At 66.4% G+C, this 17338-nt stretch carries 14 protein-coding genes and 1 pseudogene; 13 read left to right on the top strand and 2 right to left on the bottom strand.

What is annotated here, in order from left to right:
- Positions 1–130: 130 nt before the first annotated feature.
- Positions 131–1567 carry a serine hydroxymethyltransferase gene (locus tag ABZU32_RS06345; RefSeq protein WP_354917912.1) on the bottom strand — a complete coding sequence of 479 codons (1437 nt, stop codon included), beginning with the start codon at positions 1565–1567 and terminating at the stop codon, positions 131–133.
- 274 nt (positions 1568–1841) lie between these two features.
- On the opposite strand from ABZU32_RS06345, the gene ABZU32_RS06340 reads away from it, so the two are divergent.
- The 3 genes from ABZU32_RS06340 to ABZU32_RS06330 are packed head-to-tail and all read left to right on the top strand — an operon-like array spanning position 1842 to position 4588.
- The gene (locus ABZU32_RS06340; protein WP_354917909.1) at positions 1842–2753 is read left to right on the top strand and encodes a transglutaminase domain-containing protein; all 912 of its coding nucleotides are present in this window, start codon (positions 1842–1844) and stop codon (positions 2751–2753) included.
- A gap of 19 nt (positions 2754–2772) precedes the next feature.
- On the top strand, positions 2773–4350 hold the full coding sequence (locus ABZU32_RS06335; protein WP_354917906.1) for an amino acid adenylation domain-containing protein: 1578 nt from the start codon (positions 2773–2775) through the stop codon (positions 4348–4350).
- A complete protein-coding gene (locus ABZU32_RS06330) occupies positions 4340–4588 on the top strand; it encodes a phosphopantetheine-binding protein (RefSeq protein ID WP_354917903.1) in 249 nt (82 codons plus the stop codon). Before ABZU32_RS06335 ends, ABZU32_RS06330 begins: the two co-directional genes overlap by 11 nt.
- Positions 4589–4825: 237 nt before the next feature.
- Here the strand turns inward: ABZU32_RS06330 and ABZU32_RS06325 are convergent.
- A pseudogene (locus tag ABZU32_RS06325) lies at positions 4826–5092 on the bottom strand (transposase); the annotation flags it as partial.
- Between the two features lie 229 nt (positions 5093–5321).
- Between ABZU32_RS06325 and ABZU32_RS06320 the strand changes: the two are divergent.
- From ABZU32_RS06320 to mobF, 10 genes are all read left to right on the top strand, one after another.
- Entirely contained in the window at positions 5322–5993 is a 672-nt protein-coding gene (locus tag ABZU32_RS06320) for a class I SAM-dependent methyltransferase (protein ID WP_354917900.1), read from the top strand.
- Positions 5994–6530: 537 nt separating this feature from the next.
- Positions 6531–6806 (top strand): hypothetical protein, encoded by a 276-nt coding sequence (locus tag ABZU32_RS06315; protein ID WP_354917897.1) that lies wholly within the window; start codon positions 6531–6533, stop codon positions 6804–6806.
- Positions 6807–6827: 21 nt separating this feature from the next.
- Positions 6828–7679, top strand: coding sequence for a DUF932 domain-containing protein (locus ABZU32_RS06310; protein ID WP_354917895.1), 852 nt, complete (start codon positions 6828–6830; stop codon positions 7677–7679).
- Between the two features lie 244 nt (positions 7680–7923).
- Positions 7924–8238, top strand: a complete 315-nt coding sequence (locus ABZU32_RS06305) for a hypothetical protein (RefSeq protein ID WP_354917892.1) — start codon at positions 7924–7926, stop codon at positions 8236–8238.
- Positions 8231–8725, top strand: coding sequence for a single-stranded DNA-binding protein (locus ABZU32_RS06300; protein WP_354917889.1), 495 nt, complete (start codon positions 8231–8233; stop codon positions 8723–8725). The genes ABZU32_RS06305 and ABZU32_RS06300 overlap by 8 nt, the downstream gene beginning before the upstream one ends.
- Positions 8726–9204: 479 nt before the next feature.
- Positions 9205–9588 (top strand): hypothetical protein, encoded by a 384-nt coding sequence (locus tag ABZU32_RS06295; RefSeq protein WP_354917886.1) that lies wholly within the window; start codon positions 9205–9207, stop codon positions 9586–9588.
- Between the two features lie 144 nt (positions 9589–9732).
- Complete coding sequence (locus ABZU32_RS06290) at positions 9733–10710, top strand: DUF4192 domain-containing protein (protein WP_354917883.1); 978 nt, start codon at positions 9733–9735, stop codon at positions 10708–10710.
- Positions 10711–11189: 479 nt separating this feature from the next.
- Positions 11190–11390, top strand: a complete 201-nt coding sequence (locus ABZU32_RS06285; protein ID WP_354917881.1) for a hypothetical protein — start codon at positions 11190–11192, stop codon at positions 11388–11390.
- A gap of 62 nt (positions 11391–11452) precedes the next feature.
- On the top strand, positions 11453–11944 hold the full coding sequence (locus ABZU32_RS06280; protein ID WP_354917878.1) for a MazG-like family protein: 492 nt from the start codon (positions 11453–11455) through the stop codon (positions 11942–11944).
- A gap of 1167 nt (positions 11945–13111) precedes the next feature.
- Positions 13112–17284, top strand: coding sequence for a MobF family relaxase (mobF, locus tag ABZU32_RS06275; RefSeq protein WP_354917875.1), 4173 nt, complete (start codon positions 13112–13114; stop codon positions 17282–17284).
- The last annotated feature ends 54 nt before the right edge of the window (positions 17285–17338 follow it).

Raw genomic sequence — 17338 nt, 5'->3', positions numbered from 1 at the left:
CGGACGGCTGTCCCTGGGATCCGTAACCGCGGACGGATCGCCGCGGGCACCTTCTCGCGCCAACGACGGGTGATCGCCGCGCTCGGGGACTTGATCAAGCCCTGGACATCGCCCAATCCAAGTTCAGTAGTTAGAGAAGTGTCCGGTACACATCCACCGGATACTGACTGCACAGATCCTCCACGGCGTCCCTCGCTGCCGATCGGACTGCGGGGTTGAGCACGTACTTCGTGTCATCGAGCAAGGTCACATTGGACAGAATCGATGTGACGAGGTCTGCGCACACCTTCATCTCAGGCGTCCCCATGCCGCGTTGGGAAACAATGTTGCTGCCAAAGCGCAGCCCGCTGGCAACGAGCGGAGGTTTGGTGTCTCCGGGGATCCGGTTCCGGTTGGCGAGGATCCGGCAGGACTCCAGGGACTGCTCGGCCACGACGCCAGTGAGGTTCTGCCCCGAGAGGTCCAGAAGGACCATGTGGTTATCGGTTCCGCCGGTAAGGACATTATGTCCCATGGTGATCAGATTCGCCGCCAGGGAGCGCGCGTTGTCCACGATGAGAACCGCGAGCTTCTTGAACTCCGGCCTCGCCACCAGCGCAAGGGCCCGAGCCTTCGCCGCGATGGCCGCAGGATTGGGTGTACCCTGCGAGCGGGGGAAGACCCCTTTCTGCATCAGCGCTGTCAGCTTCGTCCTGCCGTCCGGGCCTACCGTGTCCCGTTCGCGGCCCATCAGAATGAGCCCGCCGCGCGGACCACCAAGTTGCTTGTACGTGCTGGTGGTCGTGATGTGTGCGACGTCGATGGGGCTGGGGTGCAGCCCAGCCGCCACTAGCCCCGCGATGTGCGAGATATCGGCCAAGAGATAGGCGCCCACCTCGTCGGCCACCGAACGGAAGCGTGAGTAGTCGATGGTCCGTGGGTACGCGCTGGCTCCGGCGATGATCACCTTCGGACGATGCTTGCGGGCAAGCTTGGCGACCTGGTCGTAATCGATGAAACCCTGTGCGTCCAGCCCATAGCTCAGCGCCTGAAAGTGACGGCCGGTCACCGACGCCGGAGCGCCATGGGTCAGGTGTCCCCCGGCGTCCAAGTCCAGGCCCAGGAATGTGTCGCCAGGGGAGAGCAGGCTGAACAGCACGCTGAGGTTGGCCGACGAACACGAGTGGGGCTGCACGTTCGCGTACGACGCCTTGAAGACCGTCTTCGCCCGTTCCACGGCCAACTCCTCGACGCCATCGAAGGCTCGGCTGCCGGGGTGATAACGGGACTTCGCATATCCTTCGACCGTCACGTTGCCGAGCGCTGAGCCAGCCGCCGACAGGACGGACGCATGGGCCAGACTCGCGTGGGCGACCATGGCCAGCCTATCGCACTGGTCAGCGATCTCCTGGTCCAGCAGTTCAGCGAGCACGGGGTCCTGACAGCGCAGCAGGCGGTTGCCTTCCGCCAGGAAGGCAGCGTGTGCCCCGATACCTGAACCTTGCTGCGAGAGATCAGTCTTCACGCTGCCGATGTCACTCACTCCCTGGATTTCATTGCCTACTGCATACTCGTCAAAATGGGACATCCGCCACGGCCCAGTCCTTCACTGCCAGGTCCGCGGTGCGCGGTGAGCGAGCCGAAGCCTCGACCCACGCCCGCCGGCAAGGATGATTGCGCGCAAAGCACTGTCTCCGTCAAGTTCCGGGACATCCAAGAAAGATATCTTACGTTTCGCTGGAAACATTCCACCATCCGCCCGCGCATCAACACTCTCTGCGCGATCGCACATGGGACCTAGGCGAACGGCTATGCCCACATTGACCGTTGCCCGCGCTTCTTCCGATACGCATCATGGCGGTATGGAACTGTCGATGGTTGACATGACAACCCTGATGGACCGCATCCATCGCATCCCGGACAGTCTCCGAAACTTCACCGAGTCCACGGAACGAGTCAGGCGCTTTTATCGAATACCCGACGAGGTCTTCGACAAGTTCCTGGAACTGGGACTCCCGCATCGACCCGGACCCGGCGGCGAGGCTTTCCTCTTCGACAGCATGGACCTTCGCAACATCGTGCTGATCTTGGGGGTCCCCTCCCCCCAGAAGACCGCGCTCAAAGCCATGTCCCGCGCGTTGATCGAGGGATCACATGCACAAAAGATACAGCGCACCGTGAACGTTCAGGGAAAGTGCCCGGATCCCGGCCACGACGGATCATGCGAGTTCGAACTAGCCGCCGCGGTGCGGAACAACCACCAGGTCACGGCAGTCAGGGAACGCGCGCCCCACCACTTCGAGATCGACCTTGTGCTGGCGGCCGTCGGGGTGGAGTATCTGGATTTTTCCGCCGCCCATCAGAAGCTTGTGGACGAATTATACAGGATAGCGTATCACCATATTCCATTCAGTTTGCAAACCGACCTCGAATTCCTCGCCGAAGCCCAGATTGCGGATTGTCGACTGGCGGCACATTTTGCCGAGCACCGAGCCCGGGAACTGGGCATCGAGGTACGCGGATCATCCGGTCTCGCCCTGTCCAGGCCATTTTCCAACCGGCACTTCTGGACGGAACTCAAGCATGGCGACAAGTGGGTACCCATCGATCCATTCTACCTCAAAGTGCTGTCTCGCTGGGGAGTTTTGGACGAGACCGACTGGCCGCCGAACCGCGCCCTGCTGGGCGCCCTGTGGCGACTCGAATTCGACCACCCCGACGACGCATTGGTGACTCACCGGGGAGGGTGCGACTCCTCATACATCACCCGCTAGCAACCACGAAAGGGCGGCCATGGAGAGTCTGCACACACTGATGTCGGAATGGGTACGGAAGTCTCCGGACTCGACGGCAGTCGTTGACGAAGCGGGCGCCCTGACCTACGGGGAGCTCGACGCCGAGAGCACCCGGATCGCCCGGGCCTTGTGTGCCCGAGGGATGCGGCCGGACGACCGGGTATGCTTGCTCATTCCCAAATCGACACTGGCGGTTTCCGCCATCCTGGGTGTACTGAAGGCCGGCGGGGTCTACATCCCCCTGGATGGAAAGAACCCCGCACTACGAACCTCCCAAATCCTCAAGACCAGCGCCCCGCATTGGACGGTGGTGCACCCCGCGTACGAGGATCTGATCACGGAATGCACAACCCTGCTCGGCGACGAGACCCCGGGGCAGATCTTCCCGCTGCTCCGCAGCGAGCTGGCGGCCGTGGACAGCACCCCGCTCCCCGAACTGCGGGGGCTCAGCGGGCTTGCATACATCATCTTCACCTCGGGCTCGACCGGCAGCCCCAAAGGGGTACAGATCACACACAGCGGCGCCGTTCACTACATCCAATGGCTGGTCGACCACTTCCGCATCGGTCCCGACGAGAGGCTATCGGGACACCCTCCCTTCCATTTCGACCTGTCCGTCCTCGACATCTTCGGCACCTTGGCGGCTGGCGCCCAGCTGCATCTCGTACCGGACGAGGCGAACGTTCTCCCCCATCGCACCGCGAATTTCATCCGTGAGCATCGGATCACCCAATGGACGTCCGTTCCCTCCGTACTGACCGGAATGGAGCGCCGTAAAGTCGTGCACCCCGGCGACTTCCCCGAACTGCGCAGGATCATTTGTTCCGGCGACGTGCTGCCGACATCCGTGGTCGCCTACTGGCTGCAGCGCGCACCCCACATCACCATCGTCAACACCTGGGGCGCCACCGAGACATCTGTCGCCAGCAGCTTCCACGAGCTGCGGGAGGCGCCGTCCGACCTACAGGACCCGATCCCCATCGGCAAGGCCGTTCCCGGTGAGGAACTGGCAGTGCTGCATGCCGACGGCAGCCGGGCCGCCGTGCGAGAACCCGGCAATCTCTGCATCGCCGGCCCCGGACTGAGCCCGGGCTACTGGGCGGACCCGGAGAAAACAGCACAGGCCTTCAAACACTTTCCCTCGCCGGACGGACAGAAGCGCTGGTACGTCACCGGCGACCGCGGGTACGTCGACGAGTCGGGCACCTTTCATTTTCAAGGCCGTACCGATCGCCAGGTCAAGTCGCGGGGCTATCGCATAGAACTCGACGAAGTTGCGGTCGCCGTCAATGCATTGCCCGAAGTGGCCGAGGCCGCTGTCATCTCCCTCCCGGTGGCGGGAATGGAGGGAAGCCGGCTGTATGCGGCATGCGCAGTACGTCCAGGCGTCAAGGAGGACCCGACAGCATTGCGTGCTGCACTACTGAAACGCCTTCCCGAGTACATGGTGCCGACCGGATGGTACTTCCTGGACGACATACCTAAGAGCGCCAACGGCAAGACCGACAACCAAGCGGTAGAAAAGGTTATCAAGTCCCTGTCCGGGGTCACGACGAGGCGGTTCCATGACAAATAATTCCTGGCCTGGCGACTTCGAAACGTTACTCCGCCAACATCTTTCGGCCATACCTGCGGACAATCCGATACCTCCGGATCAGTCACTCTTCGAACTGGGCCTGGACTCGGTGGGTGCCGTAACACTCTTGACAGAGCTGGAAGACCACTTCGACATACAGTTCGACGACGAAGTACTGGATCTGCAGCTGTTCTCCGGGGTCACTTATCTGTGGCAAGCTGTGCGAAAGCTGTCGTAGCGCCGCTCCGTGAGCTCAGACCGAACGGATGACCAGGGCTGATTCGTTCTCTCGGTGATCACGAGTCGTTGCAGGTCATGGGCGTGGGTCGGTTTGACGGGAGACCGTCACGAAAGAACGAAGCTCCAGTTGTTGGGGTGACTTCGCAAGTCGCCCTGAACACCGGGAGCCTCGATGCTCGAGGGACTGTAAGACCAACGGCTCTGTCCCGTAATCGGTGGTGGCGCTGAGTGATCTTCATTGCAGCAAGATGCGGTGGCGCAGGAGGCCGAACCCGGCACGGCCGTGCATCTGTCGCGTGATCCTCTTCGTGCGGGTGTTGACGCCTTCGGTTCGGCCGTTGTGGTGCGGGAGGGTGAGACCGGCGTTCACGGCGTCGCGGTCGAGTTCGAGGCCGTTGGCGAAGCCGTGCAGGTGGGGCAGGTCAGCGGCTCGGGTGGCGGTGATCCAGACGGTGAGCCTGGCGTCGTTGCCTTCGGCCGGGGTGAGGAGGTCGGCGAAGCTGCAACGCGACGTGTTGTGGACGACGCGAGTTAGGGAAATCAATCTTGCGCCGATGGAGCCGCATGCAGACTATCAGCGCCAAGGCCTGGCAGTTGCTAGAGTTTGTGTCCATATCTGAAGGACTCTCTGACCATGAACCGACGGAGGACTCAACAGCCCTTGCACAGCCGCCGCGCTCGTTGCGGCGGCGCCCGCTCTGCCACATTCATACCCGACAGTAAGGGATCAAATGGAAAAATATGACAACGACTTCTATGAAAAATGGCTTCCCCTTGTGCAAAGCTCGGCAAGGGTCATCGTTCCGGTGATCATCGACCTGGTGCATCCCAGGTCGGTGATCGATGTCGGATGTGGTATCGGCGGCTGGTTGGAAGAATTCCTAAGGCAGGGCATCACCGATGTTTTAGGAATGGACGGAGAATGGGTCGATCCAGCCTTGCTGAGAATCCCGAAGCAAAAGTTCCGTGCGGCTGACCTTTCGAACCTTGGCGAGCCGAGCAGGAGATACGACCTGGCGCTCTGCCTGGAAGTGGCTGAGCATCTTGACGATGCAGCCGGGCGGAAATTGGTAACATTCCTGGCAGGTTCGGCTGAATTCGTAGCCTTCTCGGCAGCGGTGCCTGGTCAGGGGGGTCCGGGCCACATCAACGAACAGTGGCTAGACTACTGGATCGAAGCATTCGCCGAACACGATTACCGAATCTTCGACCCGATCAGGACCCTGGTGTGGGACGACCGCTCCGTAGCTCCCTGGTATGCACAGAATCTGGTCTTCTTCACTGGCCGGAAAAGTGATGATGCCGCAGTGCAGCAGTTGGCCGAGGGGCATTCCAAGAACGCGATCCCGGTGAGAGCTGTCCATCCGGTGGTGGCGCGCTGGGGTCTAGGAAGACAGGGCTGATGCAAAAGTCACTGAGATTGATTTCGTGATGTCACATGGTTCATCCAGGTCCTATGGTCAGGCGGGTCTCGGTGAGGCAGTCGTCGATCAGGTGGCTGCGGTACTGGATGTGGCGTAGGCCGCGTCTGATGCGGCTCATGAGGGTTCCGGGGCGGAGAAGGCGAAATTGGACAGCCAGCCTGGTCGCAGTAGTGACCAGACGCCCTCGACGGCGTTGAGGTCCGGGGCGTAGGCGGGGAGCTAGTAGCTACTCCGATGGTGCTGGCGGATGGAGCCATCAGGCTAATGCATCCGTCGTCTCGGGCGTCGGTCCGCGCCCTCCCCGGGCGGTGGTGGTGTGGCGCCGGCCTGGCGCAGGGCAATCCTCGCTCTTGCTGCGCTCGTTCCGGACGGGCAGAGATCTTTTCCTCCTGCGTCGGAGAACATCTTGTCCGCCCGGACCGCGGGATTGCCCTGCGCGGGCGGCCGCCGCAGGGGTTCTTCCGCCGGGAGGGCGGGCCCTCCGCTCCTCCCCCGGACCGGAAGGAACCACAACCAATGACCACGCCCGCCCCAGCCGAGGAACTCACCACTCGGCATGCCGACCTGCAAGACCTGGTGGCGCTGCTGCGTGACCAGCAGGGCCGCAAACTCGACATCGTCACCCCGCCGACAGCGCTGCGAGCCGACCGCGGCCGCCTGATCATCTCCGGCGCCGAGCCCATCCTGAGCTCGACCGGTGTGACCAGCACCGACGGCGCCTATCGGCCGACGGTCACGTGCGAGAAGGGCATCGCGGAGAAGCTGAAGATCAATCTTTCGTACCTGCGGTGATGCCGCAGTGAGGCCGTCGACTTGTGGGACACCAACGTCAACGGCTGGCTGGACCGGCTTCCGCGTGATCAAAAGTTTCTAGTCCGGGCCTTCCGCGGGTCGGGCGGTGGGGCCGGTGTCGCGCGGGCGCTGCTGTCGGACTCCTACAAGCGGGTCGACCACCTGGACGTGCTCACCGCGGCCCTGGACGGCGTGGAGCAAGCGGGGGTCCCGATTCAGGTTCAGGGGTGCGATCTGACCGAGCAGCGGATGTACGTGCGGGTCTTCTCCCCGGCCGTCGAGGTGGTGGCGCCGAGGCTGCTGGAGGGCTATCGCAGCCCGTTCACCGGTGCCGAAGGCGCGGCCAACCCGGTGATCTGGGGCGGGTTCGTCATCACCAACTCCGAGACCGGATGCGGAGCCGCGGCGATCATTCCACGCCTGGTCGTCCGAGTCTGCGACAACGGGTACACCATCACCGCCGACTCTCACCGAGCGGTGCACCTGGGCGGCAAGCTCGACGAAGGCGTCATCGACTGGAGCGGGCGAACCCACCGCAAGAACCTGGAGCTCATCACCGCCAAGACCACCGATGCCGTCCGCCGCTTCCTCACCCCCGCCTACGTGCGGAAGATCGTCACAACGATGGAGGCCAAGGCCGGCGTCCCCATCGTGCGCCCCGCGGAGACGATCCAGGTCGTCTCTCAGCAGCTGCGCTTCTCCGAGGAGCAGCAGGACGCGATCCTGGGGCATTTCATCAAGGGCGGTGATCTGACCGCCGGGGGTGTGATGCACGCGGTCACCTCGGTGGCCCAGAGCCTCACCGACGCCGACGTCGCGCATGAGATGGAGTCACGCGCCCTGCAGGTCCTCCAGCTCGCCGCCCGCAGCTGATCCCTTCTTCCCTTGTGTCGCCGCCTCTGCCTGGCATGCCGCCAGGCGGAGGCGGAGGCGTTTCTTCCCCTGCATAGGAAGTCGCATATTGATGCCTCACCCTCATACCGGTCCAGCGTTCGGTGTTCGAAGCTCCCTACCACCGGATTGCCAGGCTGGTTTCCCAGGCAATGACCAGGTACCGAGCTTTCGCGACAACGGCGTGCCGAAGGTCCCGTCAGGGACTGAGCCCGGTGCCGCAGAGATGTCGGTACACCACCTGGAGCGCCGCGATGGCGTACTGGTCATCTATGTCGACGCAGGTGACATCGTCGTCTACCTCTACGCCGGCCAGCCCACCGATTCGGGCGCGCAGGCCGGGGAAGACCGCGACGCGATCGTGGTCGACGTCCATCGGCGCACCGAAGCAGGCGACAGGCGCCTTCGTGTCCTGCTCGACGGCATACCGGTTGCGCCATTTCCCCTTGCCGGCTCCTGCATCTTCGGTTCCGCATCGTCGGAGCGCGGCGACCTTGCTCTACCTACAGCCCAGCACACCGAAAGGCATCTGCATGAGTAACGACACCATCATCACCGTTGTCGGCAACCTGGTGGCCGACCCCGATCTGCGGTTCGTCCCCTCGGGGCGAGCCGTCGCCACCGTTCGCCTGGCCTCGACCCCCCGTTTCCTCGATCGAAGCACTGGCGAGTGGAAGGACGCCGACACCCTGTTCATCACCTGCAATGTCTGGGGACAGCAAGGCGAGAACGTCGCCGAGAGTCTCCAGCGGGGCCACAAGGTCATCGTGCGCGGGCGGCTGAAGCAGCGTTCCTACGAGACCCCGGACGGTGAGCGCCGGACGGTCGTGGAGCTGGATGCCGAAGACATCGGCCCCAGCCTGGCCACCGCCACCGCCAGGATGACCAAGACCCAGCGCGCCACCACAGCCCTCGCAGCGGACCTGCCTCAGCCGTCCCCCACCTCCTGGAACGCCGCTCCCGCCGACCCGTGGGCGAGCGCACCGGTCCCCGCCGGCGTCGGACAGGACGGATCGCCGTCGTTCTGAGTCGTAGCCGATCAGACACCTAGCCCCTATTGACCACGGAAGGCGCAAATCGCGGCGCGTCCGCATGCTTCCGAGTGAACGGTCCCCTCCGAGACGCACCTCCGTCGCCCGCTGCGCGGACGAGGACGACGGGACGAGGAGAGACGTCCGTAAGGACGAGGCCAGGGCTGCTCACGGGGTCGGGTCCGGTTGTGAACGGCGCTCAGCCGCCGCTGCCGGTGGCCTGTCTGCTCCCTGACCCGGCTTTGCAGTCTGCGCCGCACTGGCCGTGGCCGGCAACCGGGCTTTCGCTGCGCTCATCCCCGGCCTGCCACAGATCTTTTCCTCCTTCGTCGGAAAACGTCTTGGCGGCCGGGACCACCCCGTTGCGTCCCCGGCGGGCGTGCGTCGCAGGCGCCTGCTGCCGGGACGGGGCAGACAACCCCAGGCCGCCACCCAGGGCGGCCGGCCCGCCCGGCAGCAGACCGGGAGGAACCCCCATGAACAGCCAGCTGTCCGCCCACATCGTCGGCCACCTCATCACCGCGCCCCGCACCTTCTCCCTGCGCGAGGGCGTCGGCTGCGAGCTGCGGGTCCTGGTCACCCGCCGCTTCTACAACTCCGCGGGCATCCCCACCACCGCCGAGACCCGCGTCAAGGTCGTCACCTACGACACGGTGATGTCCGAGCGCCTGGTGCGCGACTTCGCCATCGGCGCCTTCGTCGAGATCGTCGCCGACAACGTCCGGGTGGAGAAGCCCTGGCAGAACAAGAAGGGCGAGTGGATCTCCGGCAGCGCCGTCTTCACCCTGGAGAAGATCCGCCACGTCTCGGTCCAGACCCCGCAGACCGACCCCGTCCTTGCGGGGGTCTCTGCGGCTTGACCGGTCATTCGCCCCGGGCGGCCGAGGTCGCCCGGGGCGCACCGGCCCCCATCTGCCCTGCACGGTTCCGGCCGCGCGTGGCCGCCGGATTCCCGCCGCTCTCGCTTCTCCTGTTGCCTGTCGAGGTATGTAAAGGACTTCGCCGTGGATCTTCCCCGCAAGCTCGTTATCACCAGCCCGTCCGACGCCATCGCGATCACGCCGTACCTGCTCGGCTTCCACCCGACCGACTCGCTGGTCGTCATCGGCTTGGGACCGGGTAGCAGTTTCACGTTGCGCTTCGATCTGGTGGAGCGCGAACACTACAGCGCCCTGCTGGCGCACATGCGTGACCTCATGGTTCGTAACGACGCCGAGGCCGCGGTCCTGCTCGGCTACGGCAGCGAGGACATGACGGTCCCGCTGCTGGCGCAGGCGTGGGACACGCTGGCCGACGCCCTCGCCATCAAGGACGTCGTCCGTGTGGACGGCGGCCGCTGGCGGTCTTTGATGTGCACTGATGCGCAGTGCTGTCCCTCAGAAGGACGGCCCTACGACATCAACGCCTCTCACCTGGCCGCCCAGGCCACCTTCGCCGGGCTGGTCGCCTACCGCAGCCGCGAGGAGATGGCCGTGATGGTGGCGCCGGTCGAGGGCGAGGACCGGGTGTGGATGGCGGCCGAGACCGAGCGCGCCCAGCAGGAGTTCCTGAGCGACGGACCGGCCTCCCGGCTGCTGCTCGACGAAGGGCTGCGGCTGGTCCGTCTCCTCATCGGTGAGGACCGCAGGCTCACCGACGAGGAGACGGCGCGACTGTCGATCGTCCTCACCCACCTTCGCGTACGCGACGAGGCCTGGGCCCGGCTGCTCACCCTGGACCCCCAGCAGCAGTTGCGGTTGTGGCAGGACACCACTCGCCGCGCGATCGGCGAGTACGCCGCCGCGCCGGCGGCACTGCTGGCCTTCCTCGCCTACGTCAACGGGAACGGCACACTGGCCAAGATCGCTCTTGAGCGATGCGCCGAGGTCGCCCCGTCCTACCGGATGGCCGCCCTGATCGAGGACTGCCTGCGCTACGGCCTCCCCCCGCAGACCGTGCGTAAGCGCTTCGGCGGCATGCTGGAAATGCTCCCCGACGCCTGAGGACAGGACACGGAGACGCGTCCGGGGAGGCGAGATCCTCAACACCTCCCTAGACGCGCCTGCCGTTTCACCACGATGCTCGGGCGTCGTTCTTCGCCGGGCCGTGGTTCCGCCACATCCAGCACGCCCACTGTCTCAACGGCACCGACGGTATAAGCAGGAAATGGTGGCCGTCGCTACTGCACCGGTCGGCTGGGCGGGTGCCGGGCACCGCATGGTCGCCGGGCGGGCTCCCCCACGGCATTCCAATGCCACGAGCGCAGCAGACCCGTCCGCGTCGCGCAACCTGCCGCGAGCTCCGCGAAGCAAGCGCTGCGCCGACGTCGGCTCCGGGGTTCCAAGATCTTTCTCCTTCGTCCGAAACATCTTGGAACCCCTGGCGTGGAAGTTGCGCGACACGGCCGTGCCCGCTTGGGGATCGAGGCACAGGAACACCGCACGGGAGCCCTCCCCCTCCCGCCCCGGAACGGAGCCCGACCATGAACCACCCCACCCTCCAGACCTTCACCACCGCCGAGCGTCCCGCGTGGCTCCCCGCTCCCGCCGACCTCCGCGCCCTCGCCGCCCAGGCAGCGGACTGCGGTGAGCAGGACCCGTGGCGCGCGGAGATCGCGACGTGGATCGCCAACGCCAAGACCTCCGCCACGGAGCTGCCCGAGGAGACGGCCGCCCGCTGGTGAACATGGGCGCCGGGCGCAGGCGCGGCCTCCGCCCGGCATCCCACCGGAGCTGTGCTATCACCTTGCTCACCGCGAACCGCTGCGAAGCCGGCCGCCCGCGCTGGAGCGCCACCCCGGAGCGGCCGGCGAACGGACCAGGCGCTCCTGTTCTGTTCCGTCTCCTTGGTCAGGATGGGGCCCGCTACTCTCGCGGTCATGGACGCCACATCTGGCAGAACGTCGAACAGATCCTGGCCGGGCTCGACGGTGAAAGCAAACAGCCGTCGGACACCGAGTTGCTTCTGCGAATCCTCAAGGTCTCCGAGGAGGCCGCGGCTGTGGTCGGCGCCTTCGGCCAGAACCCCCGCAAAGGCTTCCCCCATACCTGGCAAGACGTCGACGCCGAGCTGTGCGACGTCTTCCTCACCGCCATGGTCGCGCTCCGCTCCCGCAATCCCGAATCCTCGCAGTTGCTCCGCACACATGACGACGGTGATTGCCCGCTCGCTGGCATACGCCTCAAAGACCTGACCAGCACCGCCACCAGCGGCCGATCAGCGAACAGCTCCGGGTGACGAGGACTACCGTTCGGCCCAGGCGCCAGTGGTCAGGCCGACCGCCTCGGTCAGCCCACGCACAGCGCCATGGCGTACCTCTGCCATCTCGCGGTGAACGGTCGGGGACGGAGGCACGCGCCTCCGCCCCCGGACGCTAGCTTCCCCACCTCTCGCCATACGAGGAACCCATATCACCAGCGCGTCCCCCACCAGCGGCGAAGGATCCCGCTGAATGACCGGGGGCAGGCCCACCGTCCGCGCTCACTTGCCCGCGCGCCACCTCAACGTGACCGCGTCCGTCGTGGCTCTCCACCTCATCCTGTGATCGCCGACTGTCGTGATCGTCGGACACCTCGCCGGATGTGCTGTTGGCCATACTCCTGACGACGGGAACGCTCACTCCACACAGGCCGGCGATATCGGCATTGGTCTGGCCCAGCTCACGCAACACCCGAATCGCCGCGCCAGCCGCGGCATCGGCGTGACACGCCTCGCGCTCGGCATCGGCCAGAATCCTCTCCGCTCTGCGGCCTGCGTCCTGCCTGATCCGCTCCGCCAGACTTGATGACTCGAAGAAGTCCGCGAGGGCCGCTTCGATCCGGCGCTCGCGTAGCAGTCGTTCGGCGTCCCTCGCGGCCTTGGCCTCCCTGGCCTTCCTCAGCGCGGCCGCACGCCGAGAAGTCGTCCGTTGCCCCAATCACCCACCTCACCATCATTTACACAGTGGCTTAACCAATCATATAAGCTTAAACTGATGTATATGAGCCTTGTCAAGGCAGGACCCCGCTGTGGCATCCGCCCCAGACCACACGCACACGCACGCCGGCCCTCCGCCGCCGCAGCGTGCGCGCTCTCGTCCTGCCCGCACCGGCCCGCGCACCCGCCCCGGCTCCCCCACCACTCGTCCGCCCGTACGGCGAAGACGCCCACCTCCACAGCGAAGGCAACAAGACACCTCTTGCACCTCCAGCGGCATCAACCCGCCGCGAGTGCGGACCAGCCCCGCGGCCGCGCCAAGCGCACGCCCGTCGAACAGTCTTCGGCGGCCTTCCCCCTTGGCACCCTGGAGCGTTCGCCGCGTGCATTCGGGCCGGTTCGCAAGCCGGCCGTGGCACGTCCGTCCGATGGCTGTAACCGGTGGTGGCGCGTCTGGCGAGGTTCAGGTTCATCGGGGTGGTCGCGTTGATGACCATCCACAAACTGACGGCCGGCGACGGCTATACCTACCTCACCCGGCAGGTCGCGGGCGGGGACGTGCAGTGGGAACGAGGGCAGTCCGCGGCCGACTACTACACGGCCAAAGGCAACCCCCCAGGCCGGTGGACGGGGCGGGGTGCGGCTCTGCTGGGCCTGGACGGTCAGCAGGTCAGCGAGGATCAGATGCAGGCCCTGTACGGAGCCGGCATGCACCCGCGTGCCGACGCCATCATTCAGCGCTACCTCGCTGAGCACCTCAGGGCCGAGATGACCGAGCGGCAGCTCGACGTGCTCCAGGACGCGGCGGTCCGCGCGGCCACGTTGGGGGCGCGGTTCCCGGTGTACCAGCCGCTGGAGCAGTTCACCCGCCGGGTCGGCACGCGGCTGGAGGTCATCGAGCAGCAGACCGGCCGGGCGGCCACCCAGGCCGAGTTGAGCCGCGTCCAGGCCGAGGAATCGCGGCGGGCGCGGGCCGCCGTGGCCGGTTTCGATGTGGTGTTCGCGCCAGTCAAGTCGGCCGCCCTGCTGTGGGCGCTGGATACGCGCCCGCACGTACGGCAGGCCGTCCGCCACGCCCATGAGGCCGCCCGCGACGCGGCGCTGGAGATGCTGGAGCAGCACGCGGCGTTCACCCGGACCGGCAAGGGCGGCCTCGCGCAGATCGAGACGCACGGCCTGATCGCCGCCATGTTCGACCACTACGACAGCCGGGCCGGTGACCCCAACCTGCACACCCACGTCGCCATCTCCAGCAAGGTCCAAGGCGTCGACGGCAAGTGGCGCAGCCTGGACGCCCGCGCGCTGTACCGCATCACCGTGGCGGCCAGCGAGTTCTACAACACCGCCTTCGAGACCGAGCTGCGCCGGCGGATCCCGGTCACCTTCACCGCACGATCCGACACCCGCGACCAGCGGGAACCGATCCGGGAGATCAGCGGTATCCCGCTGGAGTTCATCGAGTTCTTCTCCTCGCGGCGCACCGACATCGAGGCCCGCTACGAGCAGCTCCTGCGCCGGTTCCGCCGCGAGCACGGCCACGACCCCAACAGGCAGATCGCGCACCGCCTCGCCCGCCAAGCCAACCTCGAAACCCGCGACGCCAAGAAGACCGCGCGCTCACTTCAGGAGATGCGCGCCGACTGGGCACAATCGTTCACCGAGCGGTTCGGACCTGGCGCCATCGGCCGCCTCATGAGCGCCGTCCCGGACGGCCCGACGCCCGCATCTCCAGCCGCATCAAATGTCGACATCACGGATCTGGCCGGCAGGATCGTGACCGGTGTCTCGCAGATGCGCTCCACCTGGACAGTGTGGAACCTGCGCGCCGAAACCGAACGACACCTCCGCGCCGAGGTCCCTCTGGACTCTCCCGAACAGCACCGGACACTGGTCACCCGGGTCATCGAATCATGCCTGTCCCCGGCGCTGTGCGTACGCGTCGACGGGACAACACCGCTCACAGAACCGGAGCTTCTGCGGCGCTCGGACGGCTCCTCGGTGTTCAAGGAACACGCCGCCACCCGCTTCACCAGCCGCCTCATCCTGGACGCCGAGCAGCGCCTGGTCGCCGCCGCCAAGACCCCGACCGGGGTGGGAGTCACCAGTACCCAGGTCGCCGCAGCGCTGCGGGAGTTCGACGCCCACGGCGTCACGCTGGACACCGGGCAACGCCGCCTCGTGACCACGTTCGCCACCGACGACCGGCTGATGGTGGCAGGGCTCGGCCCGGCCGGCGCCGGGAAGACCACCGCGATGCGCGCCTACGCCTATGTCGCCGCACAAACCGGGCAACGCCTCGTCGCGCTCGCCACCTCCTCAGCCGCCTCGGACGTCCTGGGCAAAGAGCTGGGCGTGCGGGCCGAAAACCTGCACAAGTTCGTCCATGAGCACACCGTTGGACGCTACGCCGCCCACCTTCAAGCAGGGCAACCGGTGCCTGAGGAAGCGCGCATGTTCGCCCTCAATCCGGGCGATGTGGTGCTGCTGGACGAGGCCGGAATGGCAGGCACACTCACACTGGACAAGCTCGTCCAGATCGCCGCGCACCGCGGCGCCGTCGTGCGTCTGCTCGGCGACTACCGCCAGCTCGGCGCGGTCGAGTCCGGCGGCGCATTGCGCCTGATCGCCGCCGAGGCCGGAGCGGTCGAGCTGACCACCCTCTACCGGTTCAACGACCCCGCCGAAGCCGAGGCGACTCTGCGAATCCGCCTCGGCGACTCCGCCGGCCTGGACTTCTACCTCACCCAGAATCGGATCAGATCAGGCTCCCGGCAGGCCATGATCGAGGAGGCCTACGCGAGCTGGAAGGCCGACATGCTCGCCGGACGCACCACACTTATGGCCGCCGCGACCGGTGTGAACGTCACCGCACTGGCCGCCCAGGCCCGGCTGGACCGCATCGAAGCCGGGCAAGTCGAGACCGATGGAGTCCTGCTCCACGACGGCAACCGGGCCGGCGTCGGCGACTGGATCGTCACCCGGCGCAACGAACGCACGCTGCGCGTCCACCGCGGCAAGGACTGGGTGAAAAACGGCGACGCCTGGTCCGTCCAAGCCCGTCACCCCGACGGATCGCTGACCGTACAGCACCTGGAGCACCGCGGAACCGTGCACCTGCCCGCCGACTACGCCGCCGCCAATGTCGAGCTGCTGTACGCCACGACGACCAACCGCGCGCAAGGCTCCACCGTCGACACCGCCCACCCGCTGGTCACCTCCGAGATGACCAGGGAGAACCTCTACGTCGTGCTCTCCCGCGCCCGGCAACGCACCGTCCTGCACGTCGTCACCCATGAACTGCTCGCCTACGACCCCGACGACCGCCTCGACCGGGTTCGGCACGACGCCCGCCAATACGCCGCCCGCGAGATCCTGCACAACATCCTCCGCCGCGAGGGCAACGAGATCTCCGCGACCGAAAGCATTCAGCGAGCCGCCGACGACGCCCGCTCCCTCGCCACGCTCGTCCCCCGCCGCCAGCACGCCGCCACACTGCTCGCGCAGCACGCCTACACCCAGCTCGCCCACCAGACGCTACCCCGCCCACTCGCGCAGGCCATCACCGGCTACGACGGATGGCCGTCCGTCATTGTCGCCCTCGCCCAGGCCGAAGCCCTCGGCTGGCCGGCCCGACACCTCCTCGCCGTCACCGCACGAAACGACGACCTGCTGACCGCCGAGACGCCGGGACGTCTCCTCGCGTGGCGCATCCGCGACCATGTCCAGAACCACCCGGCGCCCGCGCACCCGGCTCCGTCCCGTGCCGCCCCGGAGCCCACTCCCCTGCCCTGGCTCATCACCGGTCACCGCACCGGTGAAGGCGACCCCCAGCTCGTCCGCTACGTCGCCGACGCAGACGAGCTGATCTCCGCACGTGTCCAGCACCTCACCGGCACCACCATCAGCACCCGGCCAGCATGGTCGACCCCGCTCGGACCCGCGCCCGCGGATCCGCACCAACGCGATCAATGGGAACGTCACGTCGGGATCGTCGCCGCCTACCGCGACCAGCACCAGGTGACCACCGACGATCCCCACCAGATCCTCGGCCCCTACCCCGGGCCCGGCAGCCCCGAGCACTCCGCGTACTGGCACGCCGTCGACTCCATCACCGCAGCCCGCACCATCGCCGGCCTTGAACCACCACAACCCGCCGTCCCCGATTCCACGCAGCTCCAGGAGGCGGCCGAGGCCTACCTCGCACTCCCCGACGACAACCGGGCCGCCATCCAAGCCGACCTCGCCCGCCGACGAGGAGAACTCTGGTTCGGTGACCGGCACAGCATCGACGACCACGCCGTCACCCGACCGGTCTACACCCAGGACCTACGACAGATCCTCCTCGAACGCGGCCACCTCACCGACCCTGCGACAACCGTCACCGAGCGCACAGCCAAGCGCCCTCAACGCGCACCTTCGACCGAGCCACAGCCGGTGGAAGCGCAATCGGCCATCCGCCGCACGCAAAGGGAAGCTGAACGCGAGGCCCGCAAAGAGCGGGCTCACCTGTCCAGCCAGGCAGCACAAGCCCGTCGCAGACAGCAACAGCAGCGCGCCGAGCAACGCCGTCGCCACCACGTCCAAAGCGCCCAGCCATCCCAACCACTCCTACCACCGGCCCAGCAGCACGACCAACGCCAGGAACGCCGCCTCGGCCGGTGAACGCCATGGCAGTGAGCGAGACACCGCGGTGCTACTGCGCTGGCTCCTTGAATC

Origin of the sequence: Sphaerisporangium sp. NPDC005288 (assembly GCF_040607475.1) — a bacterium.
GTDB lineage: Bacteria > Actinomycetota > Actinomycetes > Streptosporangiales > Streptosporangiaceae > Sphaerisporangium > Sphaerisporangium rhizosphaerae.
This window is presented reverse-complemented; position numbering and strand designations above follow the sequence as displayed.

Excerpts from the sequence above, each read along its gene's own strand:
- ABZU32_RS06340 (WP_354917909.1), top strand. The coding sequence starts at position 1,842 with ATGGAACTGTCGATGGTTGACATGACAACCCTGATGGACCGCATCCAT.
- ABZU32_RS06315 (WP_354917897.1), top strand. The coding sequence starts at position 6,531 with ATGACCACGCCCGCCCCAGCCGAGGAACTCACCACTCGGCATGCCGAC.
- ABZU32_RS06335 (WP_354917906.1), top strand. The coding sequence starts at position 2,773 with ATGGAGAGTCTGCACACACTGATGTCGGAATGGGTACGGAAGTCTCCG.
- ABZU32_RS06305 (WP_354917892.1), top strand. The coding sequence starts at position 7,924 with ATGTCGGTACACCACCTGGAGCGCCGCGATGGCGTACTGGTCATCTAT.
- ABZU32_RS06345 (WP_354917912.1), bottom strand. The coding sequence starts at position 1,567 with ATGTCCCATTTTGACGAGTATGCAGTAGGCAATGAAATCCAGGGAGTG.
- ABZU32_RS06330 (WP_354917903.1), top strand. The coding sequence starts at position 4,340 with ATGACAAATAATTCCTGGCCTGGCGACTTCGAAACGTTACTCCGCCAA.
- ABZU32_RS06320 (WP_354917900.1), top strand. The coding sequence starts at position 5,322 with ATGGAAAAATATGACAACGACTTCTATGAAAAATGGCTTCCCCTTGTG.
- ABZU32_RS06300 (WP_354917889.1), top strand. The coding sequence starts at position 8,231 with ATGAGTAACGACACCATCATCACCGTTGTCGGCAACCTGGTGGCCGAC.
- mobF (WP_354917875.1), top strand. The coding sequence starts at position 13,112 with ATGACCATCCACAAACTGACGGCCGGCGACGGCTATACCTACCTCACC.
- ABZU32_RS06285 (WP_354917881.1), top strand. The coding sequence starts at position 11,190 with ATGAACCACCCCACCCTCCAGACCTTCACCACCGCCGAGCGTCCCGCG.
- ABZU32_RS06295 (WP_354917886.1), top strand. The coding sequence starts at position 9,205 with ATGAACAGCCAGCTGTCCGCCCACATCGTCGGCCACCTCATCACCGCG.